Source organism: Klebsiella sp. R390, from assembly GCF_051131745.1.
Lineage (GTDB): Bacteria > Pseudomonadota > Gammaproteobacteria > Enterobacterales > Enterobacteriaceae > Klebsiella.
The window spans coordinates 3086922-3108081 of the sequence record NZ_CP180445.1 but is presented as its reverse complement, the minus strand read 5'-3'; the positions used below and the strand labels follow the sequence as shown (position 1 = coordinate 3108081).

General features: G+C 56.6%; 15 protein-coding genes. 7 read left to right on the top strand and 8 right to left on the bottom strand.

Annotated elements, in window-relative coordinates; all coding sequences use genetic code 11:
• Positions 1–7: 7 nt before the first annotated feature.
• Positions 8–2326 carry a Fe(2+) transporter permease subunit FeoB gene (gene feoB / locus ACMYSP_RS14370; protein WP_434582713.1) on the top strand — a complete coding sequence of 773 codons (2319 nt, stop codon included), beginning with the start codon at positions 8–10 and terminating at the stop codon, positions 2324–2326.
• Between the two features lie 9 nt (positions 2327–2335).
• The gene (gene feoC, locus ACMYSP_RS14365) at positions 2336–2572 is read left to right on the top strand and encodes a [Fe-S]-dependent transcriptional repressor FeoC (protein ID WP_123757388.1); all 237 of its coding nucleotides are present in this window, start codon (positions 2336–2338) and stop codon (positions 2570–2572) included.
• A 55-nt stretch (positions 2573–2627) separates the two neighbouring features.
• Here feoC and ACMYSP_RS14360 read toward each other — a convergent pair whose 3' ends face one another.
• A complete protein-coding gene (locus tag ACMYSP_RS14360) occupies positions 2628–2897 on the bottom strand; it encodes a YdgH/BhsA/McbA-like domain containing protein (RefSeq protein ID WP_123757320.1) in 270 nt (89 codons plus the stop codon).
• A 108-nt stretch (positions 2898–3005) separates the two neighbouring features.
• A complete protein-coding gene (gene bioH, locus ACMYSP_RS14355; protein WP_434582712.1) occupies positions 3006–3788 on the bottom strand; it encodes a pimeloyl-ACP methyl ester esterase BioH in 783 nt (260 codons plus the stop codon).
• Positions 3789–3825: 37 nt separating this feature from the next.
• On the opposite strand from bioH, the gene gntX reads away from it, so the two are divergent.
• From gntX to gntT, 3 genes are all read left to right on the top strand, one after another.
• Positions 3826–4500 (top strand): DNA utilization protein GntX, encoded by a 675-nt coding sequence (gene gntX, locus ACMYSP_RS14350; protein ID WP_434582711.1) that lies wholly within the window; start codon positions 3826–3828, stop codon positions 4498–4500.
• A 58-nt stretch (positions 4501–4558) separates the two neighbouring features.
• Positions 4559–5134, top strand: coding sequence for a Fe-S biogenesis protein NfuA (gene nfuA, locus ACMYSP_RS14345; RefSeq protein WP_123757317.1), 576 nt, complete (start codon positions 4559–4561; stop codon positions 5132–5134).
• A 341-nt stretch (positions 5135–5475) separates the two neighbouring features.
• A complete protein-coding gene (gene gntT / locus ACMYSP_RS14340) occupies positions 5476–6792 on the top strand; it encodes a gluconate transporter (protein ID WP_123757316.1) in 1317 nt (438 codons plus the stop codon).
• A gap of 114 nt (positions 6793–6906) precedes the next feature.
• Here the strand turns inward: gntT and malQ are convergent, their stop codons facing one another.
• Together malQ and malP are read right to left on the bottom strand one after the other, a co-directional pair.
• Positions 6907–8997 (bottom strand): 4-alpha-glucanotransferase, encoded by a 2091-nt coding sequence (gene malQ / locus ACMYSP_RS14335; RefSeq protein WP_434582710.1) that lies wholly within the window; start codon positions 8995–8997, stop codon positions 6907–6909.
• A gap of 10 nt (positions 8998–9007) precedes the next feature.
• Entirely contained in the window at positions 9008–11398 is a 2391-nt protein-coding gene (gene malP / locus ACMYSP_RS14330; RefSeq protein WP_434582709.1) for a maltodextrin phosphorylase, read from the bottom strand.
• Between the two features lie 620 nt (positions 11399–12018).
• On the opposite strand from malP, the gene malT reads away from it, so the two are divergent.
• Complete coding sequence (gene malT / locus ACMYSP_RS14325) at positions 12019–14724, top strand: HTH-type transcriptional regulator MalT (RefSeq protein ID WP_434582708.1); 2706 nt, start codon at positions 12019–12021, stop codon at positions 14722–14724.
• Between the two features lie 6 nt (positions 14725–14730).
• Here malT and ACMYSP_RS14320 read toward each other — a convergent pair whose 3' ends face one another.
• The 3 genes from ACMYSP_RS14320 to glpE all read right to left on the bottom strand — a co-directional run bounded on the left by ACMYSP_RS14320 (position 14731) and on the right by glpE (position 16890).
• Positions 14731–15489 carry a DeoR/GlpR family transcriptional regulator gene (locus tag ACMYSP_RS14320; RefSeq protein ID WP_434582707.1) on the bottom strand — a complete coding sequence of 253 codons (759 nt, stop codon included), beginning with the start codon at positions 15487–15489 and terminating at the stop codon, positions 14731–14733.
• A gap of 54 nt (positions 15490–15543) precedes the next feature.
• Positions 15544–16374, bottom strand: coding sequence for a rhomboid family intramembrane serine protease GlpG (gene glpG, locus ACMYSP_RS14315; RefSeq protein ID WP_434582706.1), 831 nt, complete (start codon positions 16372–16374; stop codon positions 15544–15546).
• Positions 16375–16560: 186 nt separating this feature from the next.
• Positions 16561–16890: a thiosulfate sulfurtransferase GlpE gene (gene glpE / locus ACMYSP_RS14310; RefSeq protein WP_032690433.1), complete on the bottom strand. Its 330-nt coding sequence runs from the start codon at positions 16888–16890 to the stop codon at positions 16561–16563.
• 214 nt (positions 16891–17104) lie between these two features.
• On the opposite strand from glpE, the gene glpD reads away from it, so the two are divergent.
• Positions 17105–18613, top strand: coding sequence for a glycerol-3-phosphate dehydrogenase (gene glpD, locus ACMYSP_RS14305; protein WP_434582705.1), 1509 nt, complete (start codon positions 17105–17107; stop codon positions 18611–18613).
• Between the two features lie 98 nt (positions 18614–18711).
• On the opposite strand, the gene glgP is transcribed toward glpD, so the two are convergent.
• The gene (gene glgP, locus ACMYSP_RS14300; protein WP_434582704.1) at positions 18712–21159 is read right to left on the bottom strand and encodes a glycogen phosphorylase; all 2448 of its coding nucleotides are present in this window, start codon (positions 21157–21159) and stop codon (positions 18712–18714) included.
• Position 21160 lies beyond the last annotated feature (1 nt).

The window sequence follows — 21160 nt, the reverse complement described above, 5'->3', positions numbered from 1 at the left end:
CTGAAATATGAAAAAATTAACCATTGGTTTAATTGGAAATCCTAATTCCGGTAAAACAACCTTATTCAACCAGCTCACCGGCGCCCGCCAGCGCGTAGGCAACTGGGCCGGGGTGACCGTTGAGCGCAAAGAAGGGGCGTTTACCACCACGGACCACCAGGTCACACTGGTTGACCTTCCGGGAACTTACTCGCTCACCACCATCTCTTCGCAAACCTCTCTGGATGAGCAAATAGCCTGCCACTATATTCTGAGCGGCGACGCCGACATGCTGATTAACGTGGTCGACGCCTCAAACCTGGAACGTAACCTCTACCTGACGCTCCAGTTACTGGAACTCGGTTTCCCCTGCATCGTCGCCCTGAATATGCTGGATATCGCCGAGAAACAAAAAATCCGCATCGACGTTGATGCACTCGCAGCCCGTCTCGGCTGCCCGGTGATCCCGCTGGTTTCTACGCGCGGTCGCGGGATTGAAGCCTTAAAAATGGCGGTCGATCGCCACCAGCAAAATACCGCGCTCGAACTGGTGCACTATCCGCAGCCGCTGCTGCGTGAAGCCAATCTGCTGGCCCAGGAGATGGCGCAGGACATCCCGGAACGTCAACGCTGCTGGCTGGGTCTGCAGATGCTGGAGGGCGATATTTACAGCCGCGCATACGCCGGCAATGCCGAGCATAAATTAGACGCCGCGCTCGCCAACCTGAGCAACGAGATTGACGATCCGGCGCTACATATTGCCGATGCCCGTTATCAAAGCATCGCCGCCATCTGCGATGCGGTCAGCAACACCCTGACCGCCGAGCCGAGCCGCTTTACCGCCGCGATGGATAAAATCGTCCTCAGCCGCGTGCTGGGGCTGCCGGTGTTCCTGTTTGTCATGTACCTGATGTTCCTGCTGGCGATCAACATCGGCGGTGCGCTGCAGCCGTTCTTCGACGCCGGTTCCGTGGCTATCTTTATCCACGGCATCCAGTGGCTGGGATACACCCTGCATCTTCCAGACTGGCTGACCGTTTTCCTGGCCCAGGGGATTGGCGGCGGTATCAATACCGTTCTGCCGCTGGTGCCACAGATTGGCATGATGTACCTGTTCCTCTCCTTCCTTGAGGACTCCGGTTATATGGCGCGGGCGGCGTTCGTTATGGACCGCCTGATGCAGGCGCTGGGTCTGCCGGGCAAATCCTTCGTGCCGTTGATTGTCGGCTTCGGCTGTAACGTCCCGTCGGTGATGGGGGCACGCACGCTGGATGCGCCGCGTGAACGCTTGATGACTATCATGATGGCGCCGTTTATGTCCTGCGGCGCACGTCTGGCGATCTTCGCCGTCTTCGCTGCTGCGTTTTTCGGTCAGAACGGTGCGCTGGCAGTGTTCTCGCTGTATCTGCTTGGCATTGTGATGGCGATTCTGACCGGCCTGATGCTGAAACACACCATTATGCGTGGCGAAGCCTCGCCGTTCGTGATGGAGCTTCCGGTCTATCACGTTCCGCATATCAAGAGCCTGATCATCCAGACCTGGCAGCGCCTGAAAGGCTTCGTACTGCGCGCGGGTAAAGTTATCGTGATCGTCAGTATCTTCCTCAGCGCCCTGAACAGCTTCTCGCTCAACGGGAAACTGGTGAACAACATCAACGATTCGGCGCTGGCGTCGGTCAGCCGGGTGATCACCCCGATTTTCAAACCGATCGGCGTGCATGAAGATAACTGGCAGGCGACCGTCGGGCTGTTTACCGGTGCGATGGCCAAAGAGGTGGTAGTCGGGACGCTGAACACGCTCTACACCGCGGAAGATATCCAGAATGAAGCCTTTAACCCGCAGGAGTTCCACCTCGGTGACGAGCTGCTGGCGGCGGTAGACGAGACGTGGCAGAGCCTGAAAGATACCTTCAGCCTGAGCGTGCTGGCTAACCCTATCGAAGCCAGCAAAGGCGATGGTGAAATGGAAACCGGCGCCATGGGCGTGATGGGCAGCAAGTTCGGCAGCGCTGCGGCCGCCTACAGCTACCTGATTTTCGTTCTGCTCTATATTCCGTGCATCTCGGTGATGGGGGCTATCGCCCGCGAATCCAGCCGTGGCTGGATGTCATTCTCCATCCTGTGGGGGCTGAACATCGCCTATTCACTCTCGACGCTGTACTACCAGACCGTCAGCTTCAGCCAGCATCCCCGCTATAGCCTGGTGTGCATCCTGTCGGTGATCCTGTTTAACGTCGTGGTCTTTGGATTGCTGCGCCGGGCGCGTAGCCGGGTGGACGTCTCGCTGTTGGCCACGCGCAAAACGCCATCATCCTGCTGCCAGAGTCCGGCAGGGGATTGCCACTAGGAAACGATGATGGCGTCACTGATTGAAGTCCGCGATATGCTGGCCCTGCAGGGCCGTATGGAGGCGACGCAGCTCAGCGCCCGTCTCCATGCGCCGCAGCCGCTGGTTGACGCCATGCTGAGCCGTCTGGAAGCGATGGGAAAAGTCGTGCGCATCAAGGAAGACAAAGACAGCTGTTTGTCCGGTAGCTGCAAAAGCTGCCCGGAGGGCAACGCCTGTTTACGGGAGTGGTGGGCACTGCGCTGAGCGCCATGACGGCGCGAAGATCAAAGCGAAGCGGGTCCTGAGACCCGCTTTTTGCTTATTTGTAGACGTCGGCGTTAGCGTGCACGGTTTTCTCGTTTTTCTCACCGGCAATAACCACAAAATACTTGCCGCCCAGCTCATCTGCTTTCTTCGACAGATCGCGTTTTGCATCCATCGGTGATGTCGTTTTAGAGGTGGTAATGCTTCCGACTTTCGTCAAATTCATCGACGCAACTTCATCTTTTTGAATCTCTTTCGCCGCAAATACGCCGAAAGACAGGGATCCAATAACCAGAGATGCAGCAATACCCGTAATAAGTTTCATAGCCTAACTCTCCATCAGGTTGTTTTTATAGGACACGGTGATGACCGAAATTCATTTTCTCCGTGACAACCTAAGTATTGCTTTGGCCGGGATTTTTGCCACAGCTGGCTACAAATAATTGCTCAGGCGGTTTTTCAGCGCCACCAGCGGCTGGCAAAACGCCTGCGGGTGCGAGATAAACGGCGCATGAGCGGCTTTATCAAAGACGAGGGACTCGCTCTGCGGCCATGAGGCATCCAGCAGGGGTACGATTTTGCGCGGAACCAGGCCATCCAGTCGGCCATACAGCCTGATAAACGGCATCGTTAACGTTGCCAGCGGCTGGCGCAGGTCCGTGGTTTTGAGGATCTCCAGGCCGCCATTCAATACCTCAGTGGAGGGCATCGGCAGCGACAGCACCGTGCTTTTCAACGCCCGGGCATCCTGACGCGCGCTTTCTGTGCCCATGGTCTGCAGCGCCAGAAAACGCTCAACGGTGCGCTGAAAATCCTCGCTCAGCTGCTGCTGGAAACCGCTCAACACCTCCGCCTTGATACCCGGCCAGTCGCCATCAGCACCGAAACACGGGGAAGAGGCAACGGTTACCAGCCCCAGTACCCGCTCAGGATGCTGCAACGCCACCTGACTGGCCACCAGCCCGCCGAGGCTCCAGCCCAACCAGACCGCCCTTTCCGGCGCTTTTTCCACCACCAGCTGCGCCATCGCGTCCAGCGACAGTGCGCCAAAACCACGACTGCGACCATAGCCCGGCAGATCGACCAGATGCAGCGTAAAATGCGAGGCCAGTTCCGACACGACGCCATCCCATACTCCGGCATTCAGCCCCCAGCCGTGCAGCAGCACAAGATGACAATTCCCTTCGCCCGTGGTTTGCCACCAGATGTCGTTCATCAGTTACTGTTCTCTTTCCATCACTATGAGGTGAAATATGCTAACAGCACACAGCTTATGCTGGCTATGCCAAATGCCGCTGGCGCTCAGCGGATGGGGGATCTGTTCACGCTGCACCAGTGCATTACTGCACCCGCAACCGCTGTGCCCGCAGTGTGGACTGCCGGCCATCACCGGCCTGCTCCCCTGCGGACGCTGCGTGCAAAAACCGCCGCCGTGGCAACGGCTGGTGGCGGTCAATGACTACCGGGCGCCGCTGAGCCGCCTGGTGCATCAACTGAAGTTTACCGCACGCCCGGAGCTGGCTCCGGCGCTGGCGCGCCTGCTGCTGTTGCGTCTGCGTCAGAGCGCGGGATTACCCCGGCCAGACCGTCTCGTCAGCGTCCCGCTCTGGCAGCGACGCCACTGGCGGCGGGGCTTCAACCAAAGCGACCTGCTCTGTCTCCCGCTGGCGCACTGGATGCAGTGCGCCTGGCATAGTGATGCGTTACGGCGCCATCGGCGTACCGCTACCCAGCACCAGCTCTCCGCCCGATTACGCCGACGCAACCTGAAAAATGCCTTTCAGCTTGAAATCCCGGTTCAGGGTCACCATATCGCCATTGTGGATGATGTCGTCACAACCGGAAGCACCGTCGCCGAGATATCCCGCCTGCTTTTGCGAAACGGCGCCGCGACGGTTCAGGTATGGTGTATATGCCGTACCTTGTAGACCCCTGCTGATGGGCGTATTATAACCCAGTAAAATAGTCAACTATTAGGCCAACGCTATGATCCGTATTTCCGATGCTGCACAAGCGCACTTTGCCAAACTGCTGGTCAATCAGGAAGAAGGGACACAAATTCGCGTATTTGTGATTAATCCCGGCACCCCTAACGCTGAGTGCGGCGTTTCCTACTGCCCACCGGATGCGGTGGAAGCCACCGACACGGCGCTGAAGTTTGAGCAACTGACCGCCTATGTCGACGAACTCAGCGCGCCATACCTCGATGACGCTGAGATTGACTTCGTGACCGATCAGCTGGGTTCTCAGCTGACGCTGAAGGCGCCGAACGCCAAGATGCGTAAAGTCTCCGACGATGCACCGCTGATGGAGCGCGTGGAGTACATGCTGCAATCGCAGATTAACCCGCAGCTGGCCGGCCATGGCGGGCGCGTTACGCTGATGGAAATCACCGAAGACGGCCTGGCGATCCTGCAGTTCGGCGGCGGATGTAACGGCTGCTCCATGGTCGATGTGACCCTGAAAGAAGGGATTGAGAAGCAACTGCTGAACGAATTCCCGGAGCTGAAAGGCGTGCGCGACCTGACCGAACACCAGCGCGGCGAGCACTCCTACTACTAAGTCTCCCCTTGCGTATCACGCCCGGCGGTGTTTCACCTGCCGGGCTGCTTTTCTGACGCCCCCACACAGCATTTCCCGCTAAGCTATCCGGCTAAAACCCGGGAAAGAGTATGACTTAAGTCTCATATTTAAAATTTACCCCCGTCGGGTGATTCTCAACCTGCATATGTTACCCGTATCATCTGTTTCAGGCACCGCTGCTATAAAAATAGCCAGCTATCCTTTCTTACAGGAGTGATAGTCCATTTTATGGCGCCGCACCGCTTGCCACCCGCGTGGAGGCAAGTGAAAAGAGATTGAAACTTGACGTTACCCATAACAAATGAAAGGCCAGGTAAATTATGCCATTAGTCATCGTTGCTATCGGGGTTGCCCTGTTATTACTGCTGATGATCCGCTTCAAAATGAACGGTTTTATCGCGCTGGTTCTGGTGGCTCTCGCCGTCGGACTGATGCAGGGTATGCCGCTGGATAAAGTCATCGTATCCATTAAAAACGGCGTGGGAGGCACCCTCGGCAGTCTTGCGCTGATCATGGGCTTTGGCGCCATGCTCGGTAAGCTGCTGGCGGATTGTGGTGGTGCTCAGCGTATCGCCACGACCCTCATCGCAAAGTTTGGCAAAAAGCACATTCAGTGGGCAGTCGTGCTGACTGGTTTTACCGTCGGCTTCGCACTGTTCTATGAAGTGGGCTTTGTGCTGATGCTGCCGCTGGTCTTTACCATCGCCGCGTCTGCTCGTATCCCGCTGCTGTATGTCGGTGTCCCGATGGCGGCTGCGCTCTCCGTCACCCACGGTTTCCTGCCTCCGCACCCGGGTCCGACGGCAATTGCCACCATCTTCCATGCCGACATGGGTAAAACCTTACTGTACGGTACGCTGCTGGCTATCCCAACCGTGATTCTGGCCGGTCCGGTCTATGCCCGTTGCCTGAAAAACATCGATAAACCGATTCCGGAAGGCCTGCACAACCCGAAAACCTTCACCGAAGAAGAGATGCCGGGCTTCGGCGTCAGCGTCTGGACTTCGTTGGTCCCGGTGGTGCTGATGGCAATGCGCGCCGTGGCTGAAATGGTGCTGCCAAAAGGTCACGCCTTCCTGCCGGTTGCTGAATTCTTTGGCGACCCGGTGATGGCAACGCTGATCGCGGTCTTAATCGCCCTGTTCACCTTTGGCCTGAACCGCGGCCGTTCGATGGATCAGATCAACGAGACGCTGACCTCATCGATTAAAATCATCGCCATGATGCTGCTGATCATCGGCGGCGGCGGCGCCTTCAAACAGGTGCTGGTAGATAGCGGCATGGATAAGTACATCGCCTCTATCATGCATGAATCCAACATGTCTCCGCTGTTTATGGCCTGGTCTATCGCCGCCGTGCTGCGTATCGCGCTGGGCTCGGCGACCGTCGCGGCCATCACCGCGGGGGGGATTGCGGCTCCGCTGATCGCCACCACCGGCGTCAGCCCGGAACTGATGGTGATTGCGGTGGGCTCAGGTAGCGTGATCTTCTCTCACGTCAACGACCCGGGCTTCTGGCTGTTCAAGGAGTACTTCAACCTGACCATCGGTGAGACCATCAAGTCCTGGTCGATGCTGGAAACCATTATCTCAGTCTGCGGCCTGGTGGGTTGTCTGCTGCTGGGGATGGTGGTGTAAGTCAGGTAGTGTGATAGAAAAAAGGCCGGGTCAGCATGTCGCGACCCGGCCTTTTTATTGGTACCTTTCGCACAGTTTCCCCGACGCGTCTGCCGCAATCGGGGAACCGCAATACTACTTATTCTTCTTCGCCGCCGCTTTACGGCGCTTATCCAGATCCTTAATCAGCTTATTCACCCGGTCATCGGCAAACATCTGCTCAAGGGTCACCGACAGCTTGCGCCGCCAGTTTGGATACTCGGTGCTGGTGCCCGGAATATTGACCGGGGAGGCCATCTCCAGCCAGTCTTCCGGCTGTAGCCCCAGCAGCGCGCTGTTGCTATCGGCAATATAGCGCTGCATTCCGCGATTCAGGGTGGAGCTCATCGCCATTAATGAGGCGTGATGCCCGGCACGTTTTGGCAGGCAGCCGTATTGATGCAGGGCGTCAAGCAGCCCCTGCTTCGCCAGCTCGCGATCCTGATACAGACCGCGCAGTACCACTTCATCCGGATACAGGCCTAACGATTTACCCAGCGTCAGGTCTCCGCTTTCCCAGTAGCCGCGCAGCGTCGGCAGGTCATGCGTTGTTGCCACCGCCATTGATTGCACCGGATACGTCTGCGGCGCGCGGAAAGTCTTCTCGTGGTCATTTTCGAAATAGAGCACTTTGTAGGAATAAACGCCGCTCTTACGCAGCTTGCCAACAATTTCTACCGGCACGGTACCGAGGTCTTCGCCGATCACCATGCAGCGCTGGCGCTGACTCTCCAGCGCCAGAATCGACAGCAGATCATCCACCGGATACTGCACATAGGCCCCATGGTCGGCGGTTTCGCCGTACGGGATCCACCACAGACGCAGGACCGACATCACGTGGTCGATACGTAGCGCGCCGCAGTTTTGCATGTTCGCCCGCAGCAGTTCGATAAACGGCTCATACGCCCGGGAGACGATGATATGCGGATCCATCGGCGGCAGGCCCCAGTTCTGTCCCAGCGGACCGAGAATGTCCGGCGGTGCACCAACGGAGGCTTTCAGGCAGTACAGCTCGCGGTCACACCAGGTTTCCGATCCCCCTTCCGCCACGCCAACCGCCAGATCGCGGTACAGGCCAATCGGCATCGCATCGCGCTGGCTGGTCTGCCAGCAGTCGGCAAACTGTGACCAGGCCAGCCACTGCAGCCAAAGGTAGAAACTGACCTCATCAGCATGTTCAGTGCAGAAGGCTTTCACTTCCGGGCTGGTGATATCCTGGTAAGCTTTTGGCCACGCAGGCCAGCCCCAGCGCAGCGGGTCCTGCTGAACCTGCCAGGCATGCAGCGCGTCAAACGCCGCCTGCCAGTACAGGCTCTCGCCCTCGCGCAGCACGAACTGACGAAACGCCGTCATGGCCTCATCGTTACGAGCAGAAAAACGCTGCCAGGCCATGCGCAACGCGGTCATTTTCAACGCGGTGACCGCGGTGTAATCCACATCCTCGGTCTGACGCGCCGCCTGTAAGGCCTGCTGCGTCTCCGGTGAGTGCCACCAGGCCTGGGCTTCTTTGTTCAGCCGGAAATCATCAACCGCATTGACGTCGATATAGATAACGTTCAGCCAGCGCCGCGAAGACGGGCTGTATGGGCTGGCGCTTTCCGGATTTGCCGGATAGAGCGCATGAATCGGGTTGAGGCCGATAAACGCCCCGCCACGCTGAGCGATTTGCGGCAGCATCGCGCGTAAATCGCCAAAATCGCCCACTCCCCAGTTGTTTTCTGAACGCAGCGTGTAGAGCTGCACGCAGGCACCCCACAGCTTTTGGCCCTCTTTCAACGCCTGAGGTTCATAGCAACGAACGGGCGCGACAATCGCCCGACAGTGCCAGCGCTCCCCATCCTGGGTGAGCGTCAGCGAGTGATAGCCTTCCGGGAGCTTAACCGGCAGCGGCAGCGTATCGCCGCCGCTGACCTTGCCCTGATACTGCTTCCCCTCTTCGGTGGTGAGGATCCACTGGAATTCACCGCTGCCGGCGACCGGCAGCGACATTTTTTTCCCGTGGGTGAACACCTTCACCACCGGCAGGGGATCGACCGCCACTTTCGTGGCAGCCGTGGTCCGATGCATCGCATCAAGCAGACGCTTTTTCGTCGCCGCAGCAATAGACTGCGGCTTACCATGCGCATTGATGTAGTCAGGGCTTATCCCTGCCGCCAGCGCGGCGTTATCAAGGCGTTGAGTCTCCATAGGCCCGTCCTTAGCGTTTTGCCTGCCAGATGCGTTGTTGATAATCGCGGATAGAGCGGTCGGAGCTGAACATACCGCAACGCGCAGTATTCAGAATGGTCGCGCGCGTCCAGGCCTCCTGGTCACGGTACAATTCATCCACCTGCTTCTGCGCCGCGACATAGGCTTCGAAGTCCGCCAGTACCAGGTACGGGTCGCCGCCTTTCAGCAGGCTGTGCAGCATCTGGTCGAAGGCGTGTTTATCGCCACCGCTGTATTTGCCGCTTTCCAGCTCTTTCAGCACTGCATCCAGCAGCTTGTCTTTCTTACGCCATTTCAGCGGGTCATAACCTTTTGCCTTCAGCGCTTTCACTTCTTCGACGGTGTTACCAAAGATAAAGATGTTTTCCTCGCCAACCTGTTCAGCGATTTCAACGTTCGCGCCATCCAGAGTGCCGACGGTCAATGCGCCGTTCAGCGCCAGCTTCATGTTGCCGGTACCGGAAGCTTCTTTACCAGCTGTGGAGATCTGCTCAGAGATATCCGCCGCTGGGATCAGCATTTCCGCCGCGGAGACGCAGTAATCCGGCAGGAACACCACTTTCAGCTTATCGCCCACCAGCGGGTCGTTATTTACCGCTTCCGCTACCTTGTTGATGGCGAAAATGATGTTCTTCGCCAGGTAGTAGCCCGGTGCAGCTTTTGCGCCAAACAGGAATACGCGCGGTACGCGGTCTGCCTGCGGGTTTTCACGAATCTCTTTGTACTGCGCCAGGATATTCAGCAGGTTGAGGTGCTGACGTTTGTACTCATGCAGACGCTTGATCTGGATATCAAAAATCGCCTGCGGGTTAATCTCGATCCCGGTACGCAGCTTAACGAACGCTGCCAGACGGACTTTGTTCGCCAGCTTGATATCACGATACGTTTTGCGGAACGCCGCATCATCGGCATATTTTTCAAGGTTAATCAGCTGATCGAGGTCGTTGGCCCACTCTTTCTTCAGCGTCTTATCCAGCAGCGCGGCCAGAGCCGGGTTGCACTGTTTAATCCAGCGGCGCGGCGTGATGCCGTTGGTAACGTTATGGAATTTGTTCGGCCACAGCTGGTGATATTCCGGGAACAGATCCTTCACCACCAGATCGGAGTGCAGTGCCGCCACGCCGTTCACCGCGAAGCCGCTGACCACGCACATGTTCGCCATGCGAACCTGCTTGTCATGCACCACCGCCAGCTTCGCCCACACCTGCTTATCGCCCGGCCAGGTTTTCTCCACCAGAGTTTTAAACTGTTTGTTGATTTCGTTAATGATCTGCATGTGACGCGGCAGCAGCGCTTTGACCAGCTTCTCGTCCCAGCACTCCAGCGCTTCAGGCATCAGCGTGTGGTTGGTATAGGCGAAGGTTTTGCTGGTAATAGCCCATGCATCGTCCCAGCTCAGCTGGTGCTCATCGATCAGCACGCGCAGCAGTTCAGGGATGGCGATCGTCGGGTGCGTGTCGTTAAGCTGGATCACTTCGTAATCCGCCAGCTCGGCCAGCTTGCGGCCTGCCAGATGATGACGACGCAGGATATCGGCAACCGAACAGGCGCACTGGAAATACTGCTGCATCAGACGCAGCTTTTTCCCTGCCTGGTGGTTGTCGTTCGGGTAGAGCACTTTGGTCAGTTTGGCCGCGTCGATACCCTGCTGCTCGGCACGCAGGAAATCGCCGTCGTTGAATTTGGTCAGGTTAAACGGATGGGCATGGGTCGCCTGCCATAAACGCAGCGGCTGCGCGACGTTGTTACGATAGCCCAGTACTGGCAGATCCCAGGCTTCACCGGTAATCACGAACGCCGGCTGCCAGGCACCGCTCTTGCTCACCTTGCCGCCCAGCCCGACCTGTACGTCCAGCTGTTCATTATGGCGGAACCATGGGTAGCGGCTACGCCCCCAGTCATCCGGTGCTTCAATCTGCTGGCCATCGTCGAAAGACTGGCGGAACAAACCGTATTGATAATTGAGGCCATAGCCGGTTGCCGACTGGCCGACGGTTGCCATGGAGTCGAGGAAACAGGCTGCCAGACGACCCAGGCCGCCGTTACCCAGTCCCGGATCGGTCTCTTCTTCCAGCAGGTCGGTCAGGTGGATGTCGTGCGCTTTCAGCTCATCGCTCACCCCTTGATACCAGCCGAGGTTCAGCAGGTTGTTGCCGGTCAGGCGACCAATCAAAAACTCCATCGAGATATAGTTGACGTGACGCTGTCCTTTCGCGGGTTTCGCGATCGGCTGAGCCGATAACAGCTCGGCCAGCGCGCCACTCACGGCGTGCCACCACTGACGCTGCGTCATCTCAGAAGCGGACTGTAAGCCAAAGTGCTGCCACTGACGGGTCAGTGCAGCCTGAAACTGATCTTTATTAAAAGAAGTCTGTGACATAAGAAATCCGGGTCCTTTACTAAAACGTTGGCGTTAGTGTGCCGACCTCCTGCAGCGACGTCCTCATCCCGATGGGGATTAGGCAGGGAGGAGCAGCAGGGATGAGCGAAAAGTGTGATCGTGGCCACTATAACGGTAGCTCTCTGAGAAAAATTTGCTGAATAAATCACCACACCGGGGGACGATGCAGGCCGCGCGATCGGGACAAGATCTGTTACAGGGCGCAACATAGCGCTCAACCCAATACCCTTGCGCAATTATCACCAAATAAAAATAAACATTGTGTAAAAATAATCCTTTCCAGGACGCTCAATACGTCAAAACGCTTATTTATAAGAATCTGCTGACATTAATTTAATAAAAACATGCAACTACAAGAAAATGCAGTGAAATTCATTTCATTGCCGCTGAAAGTGCGATCAAACCCAGACTCCACGCCCACTGGTACCGGTTTTATCATGCGAGTGATTTAATTAGGAATTTGTGACCTGGTGCAAATTCAAGAGCATAAAATTCGGACATAACTTGCAATAATTTTCATAATCGTCGACCTTTATAGTCATTAATTACGAAGCGCAAAAAAAATCGCAAACCTCTCTTGCACAGCGAAATGATTAACTATGTTGATTCCGTCTAAATTAGGTCGTCCAGTCCGCCTTGAACACACTGTGGTTCGCGAGCGATTACTGGCGAAACTTTCCGGCGCGAACAATTACCGTCTCGTGTTGGTCACCAGCCCGGCAGGCTATGGCAAGACCACGCTCATCTCACAGTGGGCGGCGGGGAAAAAAGAACTTGGGTGGTTCTCGCTCGATGAAGGCGACAACCAACAGGAACGTTTTGCCAGTTATCTGATCGCCTCCGTTCAGCAGGCTACCGGTGGGCACTGCGCCGCCAGCGAGGCTATGGTGCAGAAGCGCCAGTATGCCAGCCTCCCCTCGCTCTTCGCGCAGCTGTTTATTGAACTTGCCAGCTGGCAGCATCCGCTGTATCTGATCATTGATGACTATCACCTGATCAACAACCCGGTGATTCATGATGCGATGCGCTTCTTCCTGCGCCACCAACCCGAAAATATGACGCTGGTAGTGCTCTCGCGTAACCTGCCGCAGCTTGGCATTGCCAACCTGCGGGTCCGCGATCAACTGCTGGAGATTGGCAGCCAACAGCTGGCGTTTACCCATCAGGAAGCCAAACAATTTTTCGACTGTCGCCTGACGTCACCGATTGAAGCAGAAGACAGCCGCCGGCTGTGTGACGATGTCGCCGGCTGGGCAACTGCACTGCAGCTGATTGCCCTGTCTGCACGCCAGAACAACTCCTCCGCCCACCACTCCGCCCGACGTCTGGCCGGCATTAACGCCAGCCACCTGTCCGATTATCTGGTGGATGAAGTGCTGGATAATGTTGATGCCCGCACGCGCAATGTGCTGCTGAAAAGCTCGCTGTTACGTTCAATGAACGATGCGCTTATCGTGCGCGTGACCGGTGAAGATAACGGCCAGATGCAGCTGGAAGAGATTGAACGTCAGGGCCTGTTCATGCAGCGGATGGACGATTCCGGTGAATGGTTCCGCTATCACCCTCTTTTCGGCAACTTCCTGCGTCAGCGCTGTCAGTGGGAACTGGCAACCGAACTCCCTGAAATCCATCGCTCCGCCGCTGAGGGCTGGATGGCGCTCGGCTTCCCAAGCGAAGCTATCCATCATGCACTGGCGGCCGGCGATGCAAAAATGCTGCGCGATATTCTGCTCAATCACGCCTGGGGCATGTTTAACCACAGCGAGCTGGGGCTGCTTGAGCAGTCGCTGGCGGCGCTGCCGTGGTCAAGCCTGCTGGAAAATCCGCGCCTGATTCTGTTGCAGGCCTGGCTGATGCAAAGCCAGCACCGCTACAGCGAAGTCAATACTCTGCTGGCCCGTGCCGAGCAAGAGATGGATATTAAGCTGGATACCGCCATGCATGGCGATTTCAACGCCCTGCGCGCGCAGGTGGCCATTAACGCCGGCGATCAGGAAGAGGCTGAGCGTCTGGCAATGGTCGCCCTCGACGAGCTGCCGTTGGCCAGCTATTACAGCCGCATCGTCGCCACCTCGGTGCACGGTGAAGTCCTGCATTGCAAAGGTCTGCTGAGCAAATCGCTGGCGGTGATGCAGCAGACGGAACAGATGGCCCGTCGCCACGATATCTGGCACTACGCGCTGTGGAGCATGATCCAGCAAAGTGAAATTCTGTTTGCTCAGGGCTTCCTGCAAGCCGCGTGGGAGGTTCAGGAAAAAGCCTTCCAGCTGATCCGGGAACAGCATCTCGAACAGCTACCGATGCATGAGTTCCTGCTGCGTATTCGTGCGCAGCTGCTGTGGGCATGGGCGCGTCTGGACGAAGCAGAAGCCTCAGCCCGTAGCGGGATGGAAGTGCTGGCGACCTATCAGCCGCAACAGCAGCTGCAATGCCTGGCCTTGATGGTCCAGTGCTCGCTGGCGCGCGGGGATCTGGATAACGCCCGCAGCCACCTCAACCGTCTGGAAAACCTGCTCGGCAATGGTCACTACCATAGCGACTGGGTGTCGAACGCGGATAAGGTCCGGGTGATCTACTGGCAGATGGTTGGCGACAAAGCCGCGGCGGCCAACTGGCTGCGCCAGACGCCAAAACCAGAATTTGCCAATAACCACTTCCTGCAAAGCCAGTGGCGTAACATTGCCCGGGCGCAGATCCTGCTGGGCGATTTCGATTCAGCGGAAATGGTACTGGAAGAGTTAAACGACAACGCGCGTTCGCTGCGCCTGATGAGCGATATCAACCGCAACCTGCTGCTGCTCAACCAACTGTACTGGCAGGCGGGACGCAAAGGCGAAGCGCAAAAAGTGCTGCTTGAAGCGCTGGCCCTCGCTAACCGTACCGGGTTTATTAACCACTTTGTGATTGAAGGCGAAGCCATGGCGCAGCAGCTGCGTCAGCTTATCCAGTTAAATACCCTGCCGGAGCTGGAACAGCACCGTGCCCAGCGCATCCTGCGCGATATTAACCAGCACCATCGCCATAAATTTGCTCACTTTGATGAAGGCTTTGTCGAGCGCCTGCTGAGCCACCCGGAAGTCCCGGAGCTGATCCGCACCAGCCCGCTGACCCAACGCGAATGGCAGGTATTAGGGCTTATCTACTCCGGCTATAGCAATGAGCAGATCGCGGGTGAACTGGACGTGGCGGCCACGACCATTAAAACCCATATTCGTAATCTGTATCAGAAGCTGGGGGTCGCACACCGCCAGGATGCCGTTCAGCATGCCCAGCGGTTGCTTAAAATGATGGGATACGGCGTCTGACGCCGTTTAGCACAGTTCCAGCTGAACGTTATTCTCGGTAATGACCTTCAGCACGCCTGCCGGCGGCATCACATCGGTGTAGACTGCATCGACCATGCTGATGCTGCCCATATTCACCATCGCGTTACGGCCAAACTTCGAGTGATCCACCACCAGCATCACATGGCGCGAGTTTTCAATAATTGCGCGCTTGGTCCGCACCTCATGGTAATCAAACTCCAGCAGTGAACCGTCACTGTCAACGCCACTGATGCCGAGAATGCCGAAATCCAGGCGGAACTGGGAGATAAAATCCAGCGTCGCTTCGCCGATAATGCCCCCGTCACGGCTGCGCAGTTCGCCACCGGCCAGAATAATGCGGAAGTCCTCTTTCACCATCAGCGTGGTAGCGACGTTGAGGTTATTGGTGACGATACGCAGATCGTTATGCTCCAGCAGCGCGTGCGCGACGGCTTCCGGGGTGGTGCCGATATCAATAAACAGCGTGGCGCCGTCGGGAATTTGGCTTGCCACTTTACGGGCAATGCGCTCTTTTTCCTGCGTTTGGGTGGCTTTTCGGTCATGCCACGAGGTGTTCACCGAACTGGACGGCAGCGCCGCACCGCCGTGATGACGCAGGATCATCTTCTGTTCAGCGAGGTCATTCAGGTCACGACGAATGGTCTGCGGGCTGACGGCAAACTGCTCGACCAGCTCTTCCGTACTGACATATCCCTGTTTTTTTACCAGCTCGATAATCGCGTCATGACGTTGTGTTTGTTTCATGAAATATCCCTGGGATTATAAGACTCACTTCACAGAGAGCCCGGTGAAGAGGCGCTATGTTCGCTTTCGCACATGCTGAGTATCGACAAACGCCATCGCCAGCCCGGTCAACAACCCTGCCACGTGCGCGCCGTTCGCTATCGACATGCCAAAAACATCAAACCATCCAGCCACTAACCATACTAAAGAGAAGAGGATCAGGCCGCGCTGTAAATAGATGCCGCTTTGCGGATCCCGCTCGCCCCGCAGCCAGACATAGCCCATCAGCGCATAGACTACGCCGGACAAACCGCCAAACCAGGGGCCGCTATATTGATGCTGGATAAACCCGCTCAACAGGGCGCTAATCACGGTGATGACCACCAGCTTGCCGGTGCCAATGCGTTTTTCCACCGCGCCGCCGAGGTACCACCACCATAGCAGGTTGAACAGAATATGCATCAGCGAGAAATGCATGAAAGCATGGCTAAAGTAGCGCCAGGCCTCAAATTTCAGTGACGGATCATACGGCCAGGCCAGCAGCAACATCACCGGCTGGTCGCCGATAAGATTTTGCAGCACAAAGACCAGAATACAGGCGATCAGCACCGCCCACGTAAAAGGTCCGGCGTTACGGCGCAGGGTGGCAAAAAAGGGAAAGCGCTGGTAGCGCAGACCGCTGTTGGTGTGTCCGGACTGCCAGCTGGCCGCCAGATAGCGTGGGTCAGCCGGGTTTTCCAGAAAGCGAGCCAGTTCAGTCTGCACCCGCCCGGCCTGGCTCTCATCAGCCAGCCAGACATCGCTCTGCTCATGCTGCTGAATGGTCAGGATAATGCCTTGCGTCGCCATATAGTCGACAAACGCCTGGGCCACACGCGGGTTAGCAAAAGAGGTAATCATTAACATACAGCAGGTCGCTTATTCCACACAAAGGGGGCTAGTATATACACTAAACCCGTCGAGTTGCAGGAGATGTACGCCACTGACGCCACGGGGCCGTCGCGCTAATGGCCTTGAGACGGCATCAGCCAGTAAGAGAGTGCCGCACCTAAAACGGCATCGACCAGCCGACGGCTGGCCAGGGCAAGACGCTTACAGCGCGCCATGCTCCACTTCCGCCGGGAAGTGACGATGCCACGCATCAAAACCACCATCCACACTGTAGACCTTGTCATAGCCCTGCTGCAGTAGATACTGCGCGGCGCCTTTGCTGCTGTTGCCGTGGTAGCACATCACCATCACTGCGGTATCAACGTCGTTATCGCGCATAAACGCGCCCAGCGTATCGTTGGTCAGATGAAACGCGCCCGGCGTATGCCCCATCGCAAAGCTCTGCGGGTCGCGAATATCCACCAGCACCGCCATCGCCTGATGCAGTTTCTGGTGCGCTTCTTCTACGTTGATACATTCAAAGTGGTCCATGTGCTCTGTTCTCTATATATAGCAGGGGGTTTTACGGGCGGTAACCGGCCATGATTCTACTGCCTAGTTTACCGTCAGACGGCAATTAAACACTAATATGTTACATGCATCACTCTGAAATGTTTTTTTGATGTTACCAAAGGCGCGTTTGTTTGCTATATTGAGCGATATCGAACATTTGTGAGCTTAAACGAAAGTGCCAGAGGTAGCGAACGTGGAAACCAAAGATCTGATTGTGATAGGGGGAGGCATCAACGGTGCCGGTATCGCGGCAGACGCCGCCGGGCGTGGTTTATCCGTCCTGATGCTGGAAGCACGCGATCTCGCCTGCGCCACCTCCAGCGCCAGCTCAAAGCTGATTCACGGCGGGCTGCGCTACCTTGAACACTACGAATTCCGCCTGGTCAGCGAAGCGCTGGCCGAGCGCGAAGTGCTGCTAAAAATGGCGCCGCATCTCGCCTTCCCGATGCGCTTTCGCCTGCCCCATCGCCCGCATTTGCGTCCGGCCTGGATGATCCGGGTAGGTCTGTTTATGTACGATCATCTCGGTAAACGCACCAGTTTACCCGGCTCAACCGGGTTGCGATTTGGCGCAGAATCAGTGCTTAAACCTGAAATTGTGCGCGGTTTCGAATATTCCGACTGCTGGGTCGACGATGCGCGGCTGGTACTGGCTAACGCGCAGATGGTGGAACGCAAAGGCGGCGAGGTCCGTACTCGTACCCGGGCTATCTCGGCAAAACGCCAAAACGGTCTGTGGATTGTGGAAGCCGAGGATATCGATAGCGGCGAGAAATTTACCTGGCAGGCCCGGGGACTGGTCAACGCGACCGGCCCGTGGGTTAAACAGTTCTTCGATGATGGCATGCAGCTGCGCTCGCCCTACGGCATCCGCCTGATCAAAGGCAGCCATATCGTGGTGCCACGGGTGCATACTCAGAAACAAGCCTACATTTTGCAAAACGAAGACAAGCGTATTGTCTTCGTCATCCCGTGGATGGATGAGTTTTCGATCATTGGCACCACCGACGTGGAATATAACGGCGATCCACAAAAAGTGGCGATCGATGACAACGAGATAAACTATCTGCTGAAAGCCTACAACGCCCACTTCAAGAAGACGCTGTCGCGTGACGATATCGTCTGGACCTACTCCGGCGTCCGTCCGCTGTGTGATGACGAGTCGGATTCACCGCAGGCCATCACCCGCGATTACACTCTTGATATCCATGATGAAAATGGTCAGGCGCCGCTGCTGTCAGTGTTTGGCGGTAAGCTGACCACCTATCGCAAACTGGCCGAACACGCGCTGGAAAAACTGACGCCATACTATAAAGGGATCGGTCCGGCGTGGACCAAAACCGCCGTGTTACCCGGCGGTGATATCGGCGGTGACCGGGATGATTACGCAGCGAAACTCCGTCGCCGCTTCGCCTTTATCAGCGAATCCATGGCGCGCCACTATGCCCGCACCTACGGCAGCAACAGCGAACTGATCCTCTCAGGTGCGTCCTCGCTGAACGATCTGGGTGAAGACTTTGGTCATGAGTTTTACGAAGCCGAGCTCAAATACCTGGTCGAGCATGAATGGGTACGCAGCCTTGACGATGCAATCTGGCGTCGGACGAAACAGGGAATGTGGCTGAACGACGAGCAGCAGGCGCGGATCGCTGAATGGCTGGCGCAGCGCGTGGGAAAGACTGAACTCTCTCTGGCGTCTTAAGCAGCCGACCGGCCCCGCGATACGCCATAAAAAATGCTGGTCACCTTAAGTGACCAGCATTAGGCCATCTGGCCCCGTGTGTTTTAGTGCACGAACGGCTACAGCCGGACGGGGTCGATATGCCAGATATGGTCGGCATACTCCTGAATCGTACGGTCGGAGGAGAAATAGCCCATATTGGCGATATTAAGCATCGCTTTCATGGTCCACTCTTCCGGATGACGATACAGCTCATCGACTTTATCCTGGCAATCTACGTAGCTACGATAATCCGCCAGCACCTGATAGTGGTCGCCAAAGTTAATCAACGAATCCAGCAGGTCACGGTAGCGCCCCGGCTCTGAAGGACTAAACACACCGGTGCCGATTTGCGTCAGCGCCTGATGCAGTTCCGGATCCTGCTCGTAGAACTCACGTGGCTTATAGCCGCTCCGGCGCAGCGCCTCCACCTCTTCTGCGGTATTGCCGAAGATAAAGATATTCTCCTCTCCGACGTGCTCCTGCATCTCGACGTTGGCACCGTCCAGGGTCCCAATAGTCAATGCGCCATTCAGGGCGAATTTCATATTACTGGTCCCGGAAGCTTCGGTTCCCGCCAGCGAGATCTGTTCTGAAAGATCGGCGGCCGGAATAATCACCTGCGCCAGGCTGACGCTGTAGTTCGGGATAAACACCACTTTCAGCTTATCGCCAATCTGCGGATCGTTGTTCACCACCGCCGCCACGTCGTTAATAAGATGAATAATGTGCTTCGCCATGTAGTAGGCCGATGCGGCTTTCCCGGCAAAGACATTCACCCGCGGCACCCACTCGGCGTCAGGATCGGCCTTGATGCGGTTGTAGCGAGCAATCACATGCAGCACGTTCATCAGCTGACGCTTGTACTCGTGGATACGCTTGATTTGCACATCGAACAGCGCTTTCGGATTCACCACCACGTTCAGATGCTGGGCAATGTAGTTTGCCAGCCGCTGCTTGTTCTCCAGCTTCGCCTGACGCACCGCCAGGTTCACCGTCGGGTAGTCAATATGCTGCTCCAGCTCTTTCAACTGGCTCAGATCGGTACGCCAGGTGCGACCAATGTGCTCATCCAGCACCTTCGATAACGGTGGGTTCGCCAGCGCCAGCCAACGCCGCGGCGTCACGCCGTTGGTGACGTTCGTGAAGCGCATCGGGAAGATTTTCGCGAAGTCGGCAAACAACGACTCCACCATCAGCCGGGAGTGTAGTTCGGAAACACCGTTCACTTTATGGCTAATCACCACCGCCAGCCACGCCATGCGCACCTGACGACCGTTAGATTCATCGATAATCGACGTACGGCTCAGCAGCCCGGTATCGCTAGGGTACTGCTCCTGCAGCGTCTTCAGGAAATAGTCGTTGATCTCAAAGATAATCTGCAGGTGTCGCGGCAGGATTTTCCCGAGCATATCGACAGGCCAGGTCTCCAGCGCTTCGCTCATCAGGGTATGGTTGGTGTAGGAGAACACCTGGCAGGTGACTTCGAAGGCCTCGTCCCAGCTGAATTTATGCTCGTCAATCAACAGGCGCATCAGTTCCGGAATCGACAGCACCGGGTGGGTATCGTTGAGGTGAATCGCAATCTTCGCCGCCAGGTTGGCGTAGGTTTTATGCAGCTGATAGTGACGACTGAGAATATCCTGCACCGTGGCAGAAACCAGGAAATACTCCTGACGTAAGCGCAGCTCGCGTCCGGAATAGGTCGAGTCATCCGGGTACAGCACCCGGGAGACGTTTTCCGAGTGGTTTTTATCTTCTACTGCGGCAAAGTAGTCACCCTGGTTAAATTTACCAAGGTTGATCTCGCTGCTGGCCTGCGCGCTCCACAGCCGCAGGGTATTGGTGGCGTCGGTGTCGAAGCCCGGGATAATCTGGTCGTACGCTTCCGCAAGGATCTCTTCGGTCTCTACCCAGCGGGATTGTTTACCTTCCTGCTGAATGCGCCCGCCAAAGCGCACTTTGTAACGCGTATTGTGGCGTTCAAACTCCCACGGGTTACCGTACTCCAGCCAGTAGTCTGGTGACTCTTTCTGCCGCCCGTCCACGATGTTTTGCTTAAACATCCCGTAGTCATAACGGATCCCGTAGCCCCGTCCCGGCAGACCTAAGGCCGCCAGAGAGTCGAGGAAACAGGCCGCCAGACGCCCCAGGCCACCATTACCGAGGCCGGGGTCGTTCTCTTCATCAATCAGCTCTTCCAGATTGAGCCCCATCTCTTCCAGCGCATTGTTCACATCCTCGTAGATGCCCAGTGACAACAACGCGTTAGAGAGGGTACGACCAATCAGGAATTCCATCGACAGGTAGTAAACCTGGCGAACTTCCTGAGAAAGCTGTGCGCGATTGGAGCGTAACCAGCGTTCCACCATACGGTCACGGACGGCAAACAGGGTGGCGTTGAGCCACTCATGTTTATTGGCGATAGCCGGATCTTTGCCGATGATGAACATCAGCTTGTAGGCAATAGAGTGCTTTAACGCCTCAACGCTCAGCGTGGGTGATGCATAGCTAAAGGGTACATTCATC